Below are 16146 nucleotides of genomic sequence, written 5' to 3'. Positions count from 1 at the left end.
ATGATGAAAAGAAATTTCAAAACTGTTAAACGTATTGTTATCAAAATCGGAACTAGTTCACTTGTACAGATGGATGGGAAGATTAACCTTGAGAAGATTGATCAATTGGCCTTTGTTATTGCTAGTCTTATGAATAAAGGAAAAGAAGTGATCTTGGTATCTTCAGGAGCTATGGCCTTTGTTATTGCTAGTCTTATGAATAAAGGAAAAGAAGTGATCTTGGTATCTTCAGGAGCTATGGGCTTTGGTCTTGATATGCTAAAGATGGCAAAGCGTCCTAGTGAACTAGCTAAACAACAAGCAGTCTCAAGTGTAGGACAAGTAGCTATGATGAGTCTTTACTCTCAAATTTTTTCTCATTATCAAAAAAATGTTTCTCAAATTCTATTGACACGCGATGTTGTTATTTTTCCAGAGAGCCTTTTGAACGTCACTAATGCATTTGAAAGTCTTTTAAAACTTGGTATCCTACCCATTGTTAATGAAAATGATGCAGTCAGTGTTGATGAAATGGACCATGCCACTAAGTTTGGAGATAATGACAGGCTCTCAGCTGTAGTAGCTAAGATAACGAAAGCAGACTTATTGATTATGTTATCAGATATTGATGGTTTATTTGATAAAAATCCGACACTCTATGAAGATGCTAAACTTCGTCATTTGGTTACTGAAATTACTGAGGAAATTATTCTATCAGCAGGTGGAGCAGGCAGTAAATTTGGAACTGGTGGCATGTTAAGCAAGGTTCAATCTGCTCAAATGATTTTCGAAAATAATAGCCAAATGGTTTTGATGAATGGAAAAAATCCGCGAGATATATTACGCTTACTTGATGGTAAAGAGATTGGTACCTGGTTCATAAAAGAAGAGAGGAAAGAAAATGGACTTAATTAATCGACTTGGTTGTCAAGCCAAGAAAGCAAGTTTTGACCTACTCAGCTTATCAACACTTGAGAAAAATAATTTTTTATTGCAATTAGCTAATGATCTACTTAGTAATAGTGATTTTATTCTGCAGGAAAATCAAAAAGATATGGATCAAGCAAAAGACCATGATATTTCAGACATAATGTTAGATCGTTTATTACTAACTAAAGAACGTATCAAAGCAATTGTTGAAGGCGTAAAAAAAGTAGCAGATTTGGAAGATCCTATTGGTCAAGTTATTAAAGGCTATACTAATTTAGACGGATTAAAAATTGTCCAAAAGAGGGTTCCGTTAGGCGTTATTGCAATGATTTTTGAAAGTCGCCCCAATGTTACCATCGATGCTTTTAGTCTAGCCTTCAAAACGAATAATGCTATCATTCTTAGAGGGGGTAGAGATGCTTTAAATACCAACAAAGCTTTAGTCAAAGTTGTTAGATCAAGCCTGAAAAGTTCCAAAATGGCGGAGGATGCTATTCAATTACTTGAAGACCCTTCACATACCTTAGCAGAAGAGTTAATGGGTGCTACTGATTATATAGATGTCTTGATTCCTCGAGGCGGCGCTAGACTCATTCAGACTGTTAAGGAAAAAGCTAAGGTGCCAGTTATCGAGACTGGCATAGGAAATGTTCATATTTATATCGATGAAACAGCCGACCTTGATATGGCGACCCGCATTGTGATTAATGCCAAAACGCAACGACCAAGTGTTTGTAATGCTGCTGAAAGTTTGGTTATTCATGAAGCAGTCGCGGAGCGTTTTATTCCCCAACTTGAAAAAGCTATTTCTGCAGTGCATCCAGTCGCTTTTCGAACAGATTCACTAGCTATTAATTTCTTTAAAGAGGCTACCTTAGCTAGTCAGGAAGATTATGGAATGGAATACTTGGACTATATCATGTCAGTAAAAATTGTGTCCTCACTTGATCAGGCGATCTCCTGGATTAATACTTATAGTAGTCATCATTCTGAAGCCATTATTACACAAAATATAGCAGCAGCTGAAAGGTTTCAAGAACAGGTTGATGCAGCAGCAGTGTATGTCAATGCGTCAACGCGTTTCACGGATGGTTTTGTATTTGGCTTAGGCGCAGAAATTGGTATTTCAACTCAGAAAATCCATGCAAGGGGACCAATGGGGTTAGAAGCTTTAACAAGCAGCAAGTTTTATATTAATGGTAATGGACAAATTCGCGATTAAGGAGGAAGTTCCGGTCTAGGTAGTAGCCGGATGTCTTCCTTTTTGTTTTCTTAATGTTCAAAATGTGTTAAAATTGAAGGTATGACAAAAGAATTTCATCATATTACCGTTCTTCTCCACGAAACAGTTGATATGCTCCGAGTAAAACCAGATGGCATTTATGTTGATGCTACACTAGGTGGCGCAGGGCATTCTGCATACCTTTTATCACAACTAAATGAACATGGGCATCTGTATTGTTTTGACCAAGATCAAAAAGCAATTGATAATGCCCAGATTTTTTTAGCACCTTTTATCGAAAAAGGGATGGTAACCTTTATCAAGGATAACTTTCGCCATTTAAAGTCTCAAATGCAGGCTCATGGAGTGGATTCTATTGATGGTATTCTTTATGATCTCGGCGTTTCAAGTCCTCAACTTGATGAAAGAGAACGAGGTTTTTCTTATCGTCAAGATGCGCCTCTAGATATGCGGATGGATTCAGATGCTTCATTAACAGCCTATCATGTGGTCAATGATTATAGTTTTAATGATCTTGTTCGTATCTTTTTTAGGTATGGTGAAGATCGATTCTCAAAACAGATCGCTCGTAAAATTGAGCAAGCTCGGGCTATAAAACCTATTGAAACAACGACAGAGCTAGCAGAATTAATCAAATCAGCAAAGCCGGCCAAAGAATTAAAGAAAAAAGGTCACCCTGCAAAGCAAATTTTCCAAGCGATTCGAATTGAAGTTAATGATGAATTAGGAGCTGCAGAAGAATCTCTACAACAAGCTATGGATTTGTTAGCGGTAGAGGGGCATATTTCAGTGATTACTTTCCATTCTTTGGAAGATCGTCTAACCAAGCAATTATTTAAAGAGGCAAGTGTTGTTGATGTTCCAAAAGGAATTCCGTTTATTCCTGAGGAAATGCAACCTAAATTTGAACTTGTCTCACGAAAACCAATTTTACCTAGTAAAGAAGAGCTGGCTGAAAACAATCGTGCTCATTCAGCTAAATTACGCGTGGCCAGAAAAATTCGGATGTAAACGTATGAACAATGAAAAAAGAAGACAAGCAGTTACGACTGCCTTACAAAGACAGATAAGAACTTTCTCCAGAATAGAGAAAGCTTTTTATAGTGCCATGATTATCACCGCTATTACAATGGCTGTCAGCATTATTTATCTTCAGAGTCGCAGACTACAATTACAGCAAGATATTTCTAGTTTAAACAGCCAAATTAGTGATAAACGAACTGACCTTAATAATGCTAAGCAAGAAGTTAATGAACTATCACGCCGTGATCGTATTGTTGATATTGCTAAAAAAGCTGGTCTCTCCAATCGCAACGATAATATTAAGAAAGTTGAGTAATCTATGAAAAAATTTCAAGAATTCTTTTTAGATTATGTCATTCGAGGGCGGAAATCACCAGTTAAAAATCGAGAACATGTCGGTCAAAACATGATGATTCTGAGTATTTTTTTATTTTTCGTCTTTATCATTAATTTTGTTATTATTATCGGGACGGACCATAAATTTGGTGTTAATTTAAGCCAAGGAGCTAAACAAGTATACCAAGAAACAGTGACTGTTCAGGCCAAGCGAGGGACGATTTATGATCGGAATGGTGTTGCTATCGCTGTCGATTCAACAACTTATAGCATTTACGCTGTCCTCGATAAATCATTTGTATCGGCTACTGGGGAAAAGCTTTATGTTCAGCCTTCTCAATTTGACACAGTTGCTGATATTTTACACAAAGAATTAGGCATGAAGAAAAAAAGTGTTATCAGTCAACTGAAACAAAAAGGACTATTTCAAGTGTCGTTTGGGACATCGGGGTCTGGAATTTCATTTAGCAAGATGACAACAATCCGAAAAGCAATGGAAAAAGCTGGCGTTAAAGGCGTAGCATTTTCAACAAGCCCTGGTCGCATGTATCCAAATGGAACTTTTGCATCGGAGTTAATTGGCTTGGCTGCTTTAACTGAAAATAAAGACGGCAGCAAGAGTTTAGTCGGCAAAACAGGACTTGAAGCATCTCTAAATAAAATTTTATCGGGTAAAGATGGTACTATTATCTATGAGAAAGATAAAAATGGGAACACTCTTTTAGGTACTGGCAAGACTGTTAAAAAAGCAATAGACGGAAAAGACGTTTATACGACGTTGTCTGAACCTATCCAAACATTTCTTGAAACAAAGATGGATGTTTTCCAAAATGAAACAAAAGGAGTTTTGGCAAGTGCAACCTTAGTGAATGCTAAAACGGGTGAGATTCTTGCTACTTCTCAAAGACCATCTTACAATGCAGATACTCTTGAAGGCTTAAACAATAAAAAATACAACTGGAAGAGTGCCCTTTATCAAAATAACTTTGAACCAGGATCAACCATGAAAGTGATGACTCTAGCTGCTGCTATTGACGAGGGGGTGTTTAAGCCTAACGATGTTTATAGTAATGCTAACGGACTAAAAATTGCAGATGCCACCATTCAAGACTGGTCTATTAACGAAGGAATCTCAACTGGTCAATACATGACCTACGCACAAGGTTTTGCGTATTCTAGTAACGTTGGTATGACAAAACTAGAACAGAAAATGGGAAATAAAACCTGGCTTGATTATTTAACTAAATTTAAATTTGGTTTTCCAACGCGATTTGGAATTGGTGATGAAGAAGCCGGTATTTTCCCATCTGATAATATCGTTACACAAGCGATGAGTGCCTTTGGACAAGGTATCAGTGTTACACAAATTCAAATGCTACGAGCATTTTCAGCCATTGCAAATAATGGTGCCATGTTGGAGCCACAATTCATTAATCAGATCTATGATCCAAATACTGAGACATATAGAACTGCCGAGAAAGAAGTTGTCGGTAAGCCTGTTTCTAAAAAAGCTGCTAGTGAAACGAGAGACTATATGGTGAACGTTGGTACAGATCCTGTTTTTGGAACACTTTATTCTGCGTCAACAGGACCGATTGTAAAAGTTGGTAATATGTCGGTTGCTGTTAAATCAGGAACTGCTCAGATTGCAAAAGATGATGGAAGTGGTTATATCGAGGGCGGCAAAACAAACTATGTTTTCTCAGTGGTAGCCATGGTGCCCTCTGATAATCCGGATTTTATTATGTATGTAACCATCCAACAACCTGAACATTGGAGTGGTATGTTCTGGGCAGACGTCATTAATCCAGTGCTTGAAGAAGCCTATTTAATGAAAGATACTCTAGTAAAACCAAGTCCTGAATCAGATAGTAAAACAACTGCTTATAAGCTACCTAACTTTATCGGTGAAAAGCCTGGTAACACTTCAGATGAACTTCGCCGTAATCTAGTTCAACCAATTGTTCTTGGAAATGGTGATAAGATTGTTAAAATGTCTAAGGCTAAAGAAACCAATTTGACCAATAATCAGCAAATTTTGCTTTTGACCAATAATTTTGAGACACTACCTGATATGTATGGTTGGACAAAACAAAATGTTGAAAAATTTGCAAAATGGACAGGTATTGAGGTACAATATAAAGGTTCGAAAAAAGGACGAGTGGTTAGTCAAAGTGTTGATGTAGGAAAATCACTCAAGAAAATTAAGAAAATTGATATTAAACTAGGAGATTAACATGTTTTTAACAATTACAGCAGGAATAATATCATTGATATTAACTGCTCTCACCATGCCATTTTTTATAAAATTCTATCAAAAGAAAAAAATTGGTGGGCAACAAATGCATGAAGATGTTAAACAACATTTAGCTAAAGCGGGTACCCCTACTATGGGGGGGACAGTGTTTCTTCTAGTAGCAAGTCTATTGTCTCTAGTTTTTAGCTTCAGTCTTTTTAAAGAGTGGATGCATCTAGGTTTGATTTCAGGCATTTTAGCTGTTATTTTAATCTATGGTTTCATAGGCTTTCTTGATGATTTTTTGAAAATTTTTAAGCAAATTAATGAGGGATTAACTGCTAAACAAAAAATGGCACTTCAAATCATTGGTGGTTTAATCTTTTACTTTCTCCATGTAGCACCAAGTGGTATTGATTCAATCAATGTTTTAGGATATCATATCCATTTAGGGTTTGTTTACTTGCTTTTTGTTTTATTTTGGATTGTTGGTTTCTCCAATGCTGTCAATTTAACTGACGGAATCGATGGCCTGGCTTCAATTTCCGTAGTTATAAGTTTAGCGACTTATGGGATTATTGCTTTTGTTCAAGAACAATTTGATGTGCTTCTATTAATTGTTATCATGATTGGTGCCTTGTTTGGCTTCTTTATCTATAATCATAAGCCTGCCAAGGTTTTCATGGGTGATGTTGGAAGTCTTGCTCTAGGTGCGATGTTGGCAACAATTTCAATTGCTTTACGCCAAGAATGGACTTTACTTATTATTGGAATTGTCTATGTTTTTGAAACAAGTTCTGTCATATTGCAAGTGTCCTATTTTAAATACACGAAAAAAAAATATGGTGAAGGTCGTCGAATCTTTAGAATGACACCTTTCCATCACCATCTTGAATTAGGTGGCTTAACAGGAAAAGGAGAGCGCTGGTCTGAATGGAAAGTAGACGCTTTCTTATGGCTTATTGGCCTTTTAGCTAGTCTCCTTGTCCTAATAATTCTATATCTATAAAAGTCATGATGCAGTGCCTTGCACTGCATTTTGCTTGTCTAGAATAATCATGTTATAATATGAGGGGAAAAAGGGGTAACTATGTCATTTAAAGATTATAATTTTAAACATTACATTCAGAAAGCACTTGAGGAAATTAACTTCAAAGAGCCTACTGAAGTGCAAAAAAAACTCATACCGATTGTCAATTCTGGCAGAGATTTAGTTGGTGAATCGAAAACAGGGTCGGGCAAAACTCACACATTCTTGTTGCCAATTTTTGAAAAGTTAGATGAAAATAGTAGAGATGTTCAAGTTCTCATCACAGCTCCAAGTCGAGAATTAGCTACTCAGATATTTGAAGCTGCAAAACAGATTGCTAATCATAGCCAAAAAGAAATCCGACTAGTTAACTATGTTGGTGGAACAGACAAGTTACGTCAAATTGAAAAGTTAAAAGGGTCGCAACCTCACATTGTTGTTGGAACACCAGGCCGTATTTATGATTTAGTTAAATCTGGTGATTTAGCTATTCATAAAGCAAGTACCTTTGTAGTTGATGAAGCAGATATGACCATGGATATGGGGTTTTTGGATACCGTTGATAAGATTGCATCATCTTTATCTAAAGAAGTTCAAATCTTAGTTTTTTCGGCAACTATTCCACAAAAATTACAACCATTCTTAAAAAAATATTTGAGAAATCCCCTAATTGAACAAATCAAGACAGAAACTGTTATCGCTGATAACATTGATAATTGGTTAGTCTCAACTAAAGGTCGGGATAAAAATGGTCACATTTTAGAAATTTTAAAAAATATACAACCATATCTAGCAATGATTTTTGTTAACACAAAAGAAAGAGCAGACGATCTGCACAGCTTTTTAGTTGCTAATGGATTAAAAGTTGCAAAGATTCATGGTGGTGTTCCCCCACGAGAACGTAAACGTATTATGAATCAAGTTAAAAAATTAGATTTTGAATACATTGTTGCGACTGATTTAGCTGCGCGTGGTATTGATATTGAAGGTGTTAGTCATGTTATTAATGATGCTATCCCACAAGACTTATCTTTCTTTGTACATCGTGTGGGTCGGACTGGACGTAATGGCCTTTCGGGCACAGCAATTACCCTATATCAACCAAGTGATGATTCAGATATTCGAGAATTAGAAAAAATGGGTATCAGTTTTATCCCTAAAATGCTAAAAAATGGCGAATTTAGAGATACATATGATCGCGATCGTCGTTATAATCGTGAAAAATCCTATCAAAAATTAGATACGGAAATGATTGGCCTTGTTAAAAAGAAGAAGAAAAAAGTTAAACCTGGCTATAAGAAAAAAATCCAATGGGTTGTGGACGAAAAACGTCGTAAAGAACGCCGAGCTGAGGGTAAAGCACGTGGTCGCGCAGAGCGTAAAGCTAAGAAACAAAGTTTTTAATTAAAAAATACCAGGTTTGCACTGGTATTTTTTTGTTATATAAAATTCCTAATGTCTTGATAGGATATTACTATTTTTCAAAAAGAAAGACTTTTGTTAGACTAAGTGTATAATAAATGGGGAGATAAAATGATGGCAAAGAAAAACATTTCATTTATAAGCTTATTGCTTTTTGCTAGTCTAGTTTTTATGACTTTAGGGATAGCGACTGAGGTTTCGGCAAAAGATAAAGAGGTCATTACCGTTGCGACAGATGCTGCTACCAAGCCTTTTACTTATAAAGATGGGAAAACCTTGACAGGTTACGATATTCAAGTCTTAAAAGCTATTTTTAAGAATTCTAAGCAGTATGAATTAAAATTTGAGACGGTTGCTTTTCCTTCGATTTTATCAGGAATTGATGCAGGTCGCTACCAGATTGCAGCAAATGATTATGGTTACAGTGCAGAAAGAGCACAAAAGTATCTCTTTTCAAAAGCTATTTCCAAATCCAACTACGCTTTGGCAACTAAAGGTAATAAAGGTTATAAACAACTGGCAGACTTATCTGGTAAGAAAACACAAGGAATGTCGGGGGCTAACTATATGCAGGTTTTAGAAAAATGGAACAAAAAGCATCCTAAGAAAAAACCAATTGAAATCACTTATGCCTCAGGATCTACACCATTTACACAAAGACTCCAGATGCTTGAAAATGGTCAGCTAGATTTCTTATTCTATGATGCTATTTCTTTAAAAACAGCTATTAAGGAACAAGGATATGACCTCAAAATCACTAAACTGACAGAAAAAGTTGGAGATGAAAAAGACGGTTTAGAATATTTTATTTTTTCTGATGATGCTAAGGGAAAAGAATTGCAGAGCTATGTCAATAAAGGATTAGGAAAACTAAAAAAATCGGGACAATTGAAGCAATTGAGTCAAAAATTCTTTGAAGGTGACTTTGTTTCTTCATTAAAGTAATATTTAATAATAATCAAAAGTCTATTACAAGAGTGATAGACTTTTTCTATTGCCATAATTAAGACTTTCTATTTTACAGTGCTTGCCTAGCGTGCTAAACTTAGAAGATATCGATAGGAAAAAGGGGAAATGATGGTAGTCATCGTAGCAAGTAGTTGGTCTTGGTTTGACCAATTAATCAAACATATTCCAGAAGGAAAACTTTTTAGTTGGCGAGCTGTTTTTGATGCTTTGCCAGATATTATTGAACGTTTACCTTTGACGATAGGATTGACAGTAGCTGGGGCAATATTTGGACTTTTATTAGCCTTACTTTTTGCCTTGGTTAAAATTAATCGAACAAAAGTTTTATATCCTATCCAAGCTATATTTGTTAGTTTCTTAAGAGGAACACCTATTTTGGTTCAATTGATGCTAACCTATTATGGGATTCCGCTCTTTTTAAAATTCCTTAATGTAAGGTATGGCTTGCATTGGAATATTAATGCTATTCCTGCCTCTATATTTGCCATTACAGCATTTGCCTTTAATGAGGCAGCCTACGCTAGTGAAACGATTCGTGCTGCGATTCAATCTGTAGACAATGGTGAAATTGAGGCTGCAAGAAGCTTAGGTATGACTCCAGTGCAGGTTTATAAACGCGTCATTATTCCAAATGCGGCAGTTGTAGCGACACCAACATTAATAAATGGTTTGATAGGATTGACTAAAGGTACTTCTTTAGCTTTCAATGCTGGTATTGTTGAAATGTTTGCCCAAGCTCAAATTCTGGGTGGTGCAGATTACCGCTACTTTGAAAGATATATTTCGGTTGCTTTAGTTTACTGGTTTATCAGTTTTCTTATTGAACAGCTAGGTAATTTGATTGAGAAATCAATGACGATTACAGAACCAATTAGAGTGTCAGAGAAAGAAATGGGGGACTTACGCTAATGATAAAAATAAGTCATTTAAGTAAATATTTTTCTGGCCAAAAAGTTTTAGATGATTTAAACTTGGACATTGAGAAGGGACAAGTTATTGCCCTTGTAGGAGCATCTGGAGCTGGGAAATCAACTTTTTTACGGAGTATGAATTATTTAGAAAAACCAGATAAGGGAATGATTCAGATTGATGGTTTTAAGGTTAATTTTGAAACTATCACCAAAGAGGAAGTGCTTATTCTTCGACGAAAATTAGCCATGGTTTTCCAACAATTTAATCTTTTTGAGCGCCGCACAGCTTTAGAAAATGTCAAGGAAGGTCTTATCGTTGTCAAAAAACTCTCAGATAAAGAAGCGACAGCTATAGCTAAGGAAGAACTGAGAAAAGTAGGCTTAGCTGATCGTGAGAATCATTATCCAAGACATTTATCAGGTGGTCAAAAGCAACGGGTTGCCATAGCACGAGCACTAGCCATGAAGCCTGATGTATTATTATTGGATGAGCCTACTTCAGCCCTAGATCCAGAGTTGGTAGGAGAGGTTGAAAAGTCAATTGTTCAGGCAGCTAGGTCGGGACAAACCATGGTGCTAGTCAGCCATGATATGGATTTTGTATCACAAGTAGCAGACAAGGTTCTCTTTTTAGATAACGGTAAGATTTTAGAATCTGGAAATCCCAAAGAATTATTCAAGCATCCTAAAGAAGCTAGAACAAAAGAATTTTTCAACAAATTCTCCAAATCCTATATTTAAATTTAGACTTTTGTTATAATAGAAAGGTCCAGGAATAATCTGGGCTTTTCTTGTGTAACTGATACATTAGAAAAATTGATAGATATGAAATGGATAATATGATGTTATTAGAATTGTTTAGTCTTTATTTGCAAGGTTTGGTGATTGCCTTGGTCCTAGTATTAGTGATTTGTTTGCTATGGATTTTGTTACGTGCCCGATCTAGAAAAGATAAAACTGCTGTTGAGAGACAGGCTTTTCTTTATGATATCTTAATGATAGCAATACTCTTAGTACCCATTTTGTCATTTGCAGTTATGAGTATCTTACTGGTCTTAAAATCGTAATAATTGCCAAAATAGAGACTGCTTGTTAATATGTTACTAGGAATAAACAAAGGAGAGAAAGATGTACGATACACTCATTATTGGATCAGGCCCTGCTGGTATGACAGCAGCTTTATATGCAGCCAGAAGTAACCTGAAGGTTGGAATTATTGAACAGGGTGCTCCGGGCGGTCAAATGAATAATACATCTGAAATTGAAAACTATCCTGGCTACGACAATATTTCTGGACCAGAATTATCCATGAAAATGTTTGAACCATTAGAAAAATTTGATGTTGAACACATTTACGGTATTGTTCAGAAGGTAGAAGACATGGGTGATTTCAAACGTGTCAGTACCGAGGACAATCAGTTTGATGCTAAATCTGTTATTTTAGCAACTGGAGCTAAGTATCGTCTCTTAAATGTTAAGGGAGAAGAAGCCTTTACCAGTCGAGGAGTATCTTATTGTGCAGTTTGTGATGGAGCTTTTTTCCGAAATCAAGACTTATTAGTTGTTGGTGGAGGGGATTCTGCTGTTGAGGAAGCTATTTATTTAACTCAATTTGCTAAGAGTGTGACCATTGTTCATCGACGTGATCAACTAAGAGCACAAAAGATTCTTCAAGAACGTGCGTTTGCTAATGAAAAAATTTCATTCATTTGGGATTCTGTTGTTGAGGAGATTCAGGGTGATAATATTAAGGTTTCAAATGTTTTAATAAAGAATCTAAAAACAAATGAAATAAGTGATCATGCTTTTGGAGGGGTTTTCATTTATGTAGGAATGCTACCTGTGACAAGTATGGTCGAAGATCTTGGGATTTGTGATCAGGAAGGTTGGGTAGTGACGGATGATCATATGAGGACAAGCCTATCTGGTATTTTTGCAATCGGTGATGTGCGACAAAAGGACCTCCGCCAGATAACTACTGCTGTAGGCGAGGGAGCAATAGCAGGGCAAGGTGTTTATCATTATTTAGAAAGTTTGAAATAATCTCAAGAAGAACTGGTCAAAGAAGACCAGTTCTTTTCTTTAGTTATAGATGGACAATGTTGTAAATATTCTGAAAATAGGGTATAATAATTATATTTTTTAAAGAATGGAGTGTATGATGTCACAACTGTCAAAAGAAGACAAAGAAGTTAAAAATGGAATGGTCAGGGGATTACAAAATCGCCACGTTCAATTGATTGCAATTGCTGGGACAATTGGTACTGGTTTATTTATGGGATCAGGTCGTGCTATTTCATTAACAGGACCCTCAATTGTTCTCGTTTACTTGATAACGGGTGCATTCATGTTTATGATGATGAGGGCAATCGGAGAGATGCTCTATTATGATCCTGATCAACATACCTTTATTAATTTTATCACTAAATATATTGGGCCCGGTTGGGGTTATTTTTCAGGACTTTCATATTGGCTTTCGTTAATCTTTATTGGGATGGCTGATATTACCGCCTTAGGTTCTTATGTTCAATATTGGTTTCCAAATTGGCATTCTTGGTTAATCCAATTAGTGGCTTTAGCTGTTTTGGCCTCAGTTAATTTGATTGCTGTTAAAATCTTTGGTGAGACAGAATTTTGGTTTGCGATGATTAAAATTGTAGCTATTATTGCCTTGATTGCAACGGCTGGTTTTATGATTGCTACTGGTTTCCAAACACCACATGGTCAAGCCAGTTTTACCAATATTACTAATCATTTTTCTTTCTTTCCACGTGGGACATTGAAATTCTTTATGGGATTCCAAATGGTTTTCTTTGCTTATCAAGCTATTGAATTTGTTGGTGTTACGACTTCTGAAACAGAGAACCCTCGAAAAGTCTTGCCAAAAGCTATTCAAGAAATCCCAGTAAGAATTATTATTTTTTATGTGGGTTCCTTAATCTCAATCATGGCTATCCTACCTTGGAAAGATTTACCAGTCGACAAGTCACCTTTTGTTATGGTATTTCAGCTTGTAGGTATTAAGTGGGCAGCTGCATTAATTAATTTTGTGGTTCTAACATCATCTGCATCTGCATTGAATTCAGTATTGTACTCATCAGGTCGTCATTTATATCAGTTGGCTTGTGAAAATGCTAATCCATTTACCGATGCATTAAAATTTAACCGTCTTTCAAGGCAGGGTGTCCCTAGTCGTGCAATCATTGGTTCTGCAGCAGTCGTTGGTGTCTCTGCAATTATTAGTGTGTTACCAGGAATATCTGACGCCTTTGCCTTGATTGCTGCTTCGTCATCTGGTGTTTACATTGCTATTTATGCTTTGACAATGATAGCTCACTGGAAATATCGTCAGTCTTCAGATTTTATGCCAGATGGTTTCTTAATGCCAATGTATAAAGTGGCTACACCAATTACCTTAGCTTTCTTTGCTTGTGTATTTGTTTCCTTGTTCCTTCAAGAATCAACTTTCATCGGGGCAGTGGGAGCAAGCATCTGGATTATTTTCTTTGGGTTCTACTGTAATTTAAAATTCAAAACAAAATAAGCTAACGGTTTACATTTAAAGTGTGACGTTCTCTAAGAGACAGCATTTGCTGTCTCTTTTTTCTTCCAGTTTCTGGATAAATAGACAAAATCAAAAGTGTGTTATAATATTAACAACAATTTAAAAAGGACAACGACATGTATAAAGATGATAGTTTAATATTACATACGGATTTATATCAAATCAATATGATGCAAGTTTATTTTGATCAAGGCATTCACAATAAAAAAGCCGTTTTTGAAGTTTATTTCCGAAAGAACCCTTTTGAGAATGGTTATGCAATTTTTGCAGGTTTACAAAGGCTAGTTGAGTATCTTGAAAGTTTAGCCTTTTCAAAGAGCGATTTAGCATACCTTTCTGAGTTGGGGTATAATGGAGAGTTTCTTGATTATTTAAAGAACCTGAAATTAGAACTAACTGTCCGTTCTGCTAAAGAAGGTAATTTGGTTTTTGCCAATGAACCCATCGTTCAGGTAGAAGGACCTCTAGGTCAGTGTCAGCTCGTGGAAACGGCTTTATTAAATATTATAAATTTTCAAACTCTTATTGCTACCAAAGCAGCTCGTATTCGTTCTGTTATTGAAGATGAGCCATTGTTAGAATTTGGAACTCGTCGTGCTCAAGAGTTAGATGCTGCCTTTTGGGGAACTCGTGCAGCTGTTATAGGCGGAGCCAATGCGACTAGTAATGTCAGAGCAGGAAAAGTATTTGGTATCCCCGTTTCTGGAACACATGCGCATGCTTTAGTACAAGCTTATGGTAATGATTATGATGCTTTTAAAGCTTACGCAAAGACGCATAAAGACTGTGTATTTCTCGTTGATACCTATGATACTCTTAAGATAGGTGTCCCAAATGCAATTAGAGTAGCTAAAGAATTGGGAGATTCTATAAATTTTCTTGGTGTTCGTTTAGATTCGGGGGACTTGGCTTATCTGTCAAAAAAGGTCCGTCAGCAACTAGATGAAGCAGGATTCCCAGATGCAAAGATCTATGCATCAAATGACTTGGATGAAAATACTATTCTAAATTTAAAAATGCAGAAGGCAAAAATTGATGTTTGGGGTGTCGGTACTAAATTGATTACGGCATATGATCAGCCAGCCTTGGGTGCGGTTTATAAGATGGTTTCGATTGAGAATGATGCTGGTCAAATGAAAGACACTATTAAATTATCTAATAATGCAGAAAAAGTATCAACTCCGGGTAAAAAACAAGTATGGCGGATAACTAGTTTAGATAAAGGTAAATCTGAAGGAGACTATATTACCTTCACAGATGTTGATGTTAATAAGTTAGATCACATTGAAATGTTCCACCCTACCTATACTTATATTAAGAAGACAGTCAAAAATTTCGAGGCAGTTCCTTTGTTAGTTGATATTTTTGACCAAGGTAAACGTGTTTATGATTTACCAGACCTCCAAACAATTCAGGCTTATGCACGTCAAGAATTTGATAAATTATGGGATGAGTATAAACGTGTTTTGAATCCACAAGATTACCCAGTTGATTTAGCTAAAGATGTATGGGAAAACAAGATGACTGTTATCTCAAAGATTAGACAAGAGACCTTGATGGAAGGAGAATCTCATGACCTTGCAAAATGATATTATCAATGAATTGGGCGTGAAACCACATATTGATGCCAAAGAAGAAATTCGTCGTTCAATTGATTTTCTAAAAGCCTATCTTACTAAGCATAGCTTTTTAAAAACATTGGTGTTGGGCATCTCTGGGGGACAAGATTCTACTTTAGCTGGTCGTTTGGCGCAGATGGCAATTGAGGAATTACGAATGGAAACTGGACGAAAGGACTATCAATTCATTGCTATCAGACTTCCATATGGTGTTCAAGCTGACGAAGCTGATGCTCAAAAGGCTTTGGCTTTTATCAGACCAGATAAAACCTTGACCATAAATATTAAACAAGCTGTGGACGGTCAAGTTTCAGCTTTGGAAGCTACAGGTATAGAAATTTCAGACTTTAATAAAGGGAATATCAAAGCTCGTCAGCGCATGGTTAGCCAATATGCAGTGGCAGGTCAACTGAATGGAGCAGTTATTGGTACCGACCATGCTGCTGAAAATATTACGGGATTTTTTACAAAATTTGGTGATGGTGGGGCAGATATTTTACCACTATTCAGGCTTAATAAAAGACAAGGAAAGGCCTTGTTAAAAGAACTAGGAGCAAGTGCTAGTCTCTATGAAAAGATTCCAACAGCTGACCTAGAAGAAAATAAACCGGGAATTGCAGATGAAGTGGCTTTGGGTGTAACTTATAAGGATATTGATGATTATTTAGAAGGTAAAGAAGTATCAGATCAAGCGAAGGAGAAAATTGAAACTTGGTGGTATAAAGGCCTTCACAAACGACATCTCCCAATTACTATCTTTGATGACTTTTGGAAATAATGACCTTCTGTTCCTTAGGTTTGATCCATCGTGTAAGTTAATAAAAACAAAAAAGTTAGGTTAGCCTAACTTTTTTGTTGAAGAAAAGAAAAATAAGTCTATAAT

15 protein-coding genes are annotated in these 16146 nt (G+C 36.2%); all 15 read left to right on the top strand.

Features of this window, described 5'->3' with window-relative positions; translation table 11 throughout:
• The 15 genes from proB to nadE all read left to right on the top strand — a co-directional run bounded on the left by proB (position 1) and on the right by nadE (position 16041).
• Positions 1-894 (top strand): glutamate 5-kinase, encoded by an 894-nt coding sequence (proB, locus tag DQM45_RS08115; RefSeq protein WP_003083833.1) that lies wholly within the window; start codon positions 1-3, stop codon positions 892-894.
• Positions 881-2131, top strand: coding sequence for a glutamate-5-semialdehyde dehydrogenase (locus DQM45_RS08110; RefSeq protein ID WP_003085695.1), 1251 nt, complete (start codon positions 881-883; stop codon positions 2129-2131). The genes proB and DQM45_RS08110 overlap by 14 nt, the downstream gene beginning before the upstream one ends.
• Positions 2132-2212: 81 nt before the next feature.
• Positions 2213-3163, top strand: coding sequence for a 16S rRNA (cytosine(1402)-N(4))-methyltransferase RsmH (gene rsmH, locus DQM45_RS08105; protein WP_003083560.1), 951 nt, complete (start codon positions 2213-2215; stop codon positions 3161-3163).
• A 4-nt stretch (positions 3164-3167) separates the two neighbouring features.
• Positions 3168-3491 (top strand): cell division protein FtsL, encoded by a 324-nt coding sequence (ftsL, locus tag DQM45_RS08100; RefSeq protein WP_003083289.1) that lies wholly within the window; start codon positions 3168-3170, stop codon positions 3489-3491.
• A gap of 3 nt (positions 3492-3494) precedes the next feature.
• Positions 3495-5747 carry a penicillin-binding protein PBP2X gene (pbp2x, locus tag DQM45_RS08095; RefSeq protein WP_003084811.1) on the top strand — a complete coding sequence of 751 codons (2253 nt, stop codon included), beginning with the start codon at positions 3495-3497 and terminating at the stop codon, positions 5745-5747.
• 1 nt (position 5748) lies between these two features.
• Complete coding sequence (mraY, locus tag DQM45_RS08090) at positions 5749-6756, top strand: phospho-N-acetylmuramoyl-pentapeptide-transferase (protein ID WP_003082818.1); 1008 nt, start codon at positions 5749-5751, stop codon at positions 6754-6756.
• Between the two features lie 81 nt (positions 6757-6837).
• Positions 6838-8181, top strand: a complete 1344-nt coding sequence (locus tag DQM45_RS08085) for a DEAD/DEAH box helicase (protein WP_003085786.1) — start codon at positions 6838-6840, stop codon at positions 8179-8181.
• Positions 8182-8313: 132 nt separating this feature from the next.
• Positions 8314-9144: a transporter substrate-binding domain-containing protein gene (locus DQM45_RS08080; RefSeq protein ID WP_039984914.1), complete on the top strand. Its 831-nt coding sequence runs from the start codon at positions 8314-8316 to the stop codon at positions 9142-9144.
• A gap of 129 nt (positions 9145-9273) precedes the next feature.
• Positions 9274-10077: an amino acid ABC transporter permease gene (locus DQM45_RS08075; RefSeq protein WP_003084865.1), complete on the top strand. Its 804-nt coding sequence runs from the start codon at positions 9274-9276 to the stop codon at positions 10075-10077.
• Positions 10077-10820, top strand: coding sequence for an amino acid ABC transporter ATP-binding protein (locus DQM45_RS08070; protein WP_003083240.1), 744 nt, complete (start codon positions 10077-10079; stop codon positions 10818-10820). Before DQM45_RS08075 ends, DQM45_RS08070 begins: the two co-directional genes overlap by 1 nt.
• Positions 10821-10921: 101 nt before the next feature.
• Positions 10922-11146 carry a DUF4059 family protein gene (locus DQM45_RS08065; RefSeq protein WP_003084533.1) on the top strand — a complete coding sequence of 75 codons (225 nt, stop codon included), beginning with the start codon at positions 10922-10924 and terminating at the stop codon, positions 11144-11146.
• Between the two features lie 61 nt (positions 11147-11207).
• Positions 11208-12122: a thioredoxin-disulfide reductase gene (gene trxB, locus DQM45_RS08060; RefSeq protein ID WP_003083368.1), complete on the top strand. Its 915-nt coding sequence runs from the start codon at positions 11208-11210 to the stop codon at positions 12120-12122.
• A 118-nt stretch (positions 12123-12240) separates the two neighbouring features.
• A complete protein-coding gene (locus DQM45_RS08055) occupies positions 12241-13623 on the top strand; it encodes an amino acid permease (protein ID WP_003084917.1) in 1383 nt (460 codons plus the stop codon).
• A 137-nt stretch (positions 13624-13760) separates the two neighbouring features.
• A complete protein-coding gene (locus tag DQM45_RS08050) occupies positions 13761-15233 on the top strand; it encodes a nicotinate phosphoribosyltransferase (protein WP_003084191.1) in 1473 nt (490 codons plus the stop codon).
• A complete protein-coding gene (nadE, locus tag DQM45_RS08045; RefSeq protein ID WP_003085776.1) occupies positions 15217-16041 on the top strand; it encodes an ammonia-dependent NAD(+) synthetase in 825 nt (274 codons plus the stop codon). Before DQM45_RS08050 ends, nadE begins: the two co-directional genes overlap by 17 nt.
• Positions 16042-16146 lie beyond the last annotated feature (105 nt).

This window comes from Streptococcus porcinus, from assembly GCF_900475415.1.
Lineage (GTDB): Bacteria > Bacillota > Bacilli > Lactobacillales > Streptococcaceae > Streptococcus > Streptococcus porcinus.
This window is presented reverse-complemented; position numbering and strand designations above follow the sequence as displayed.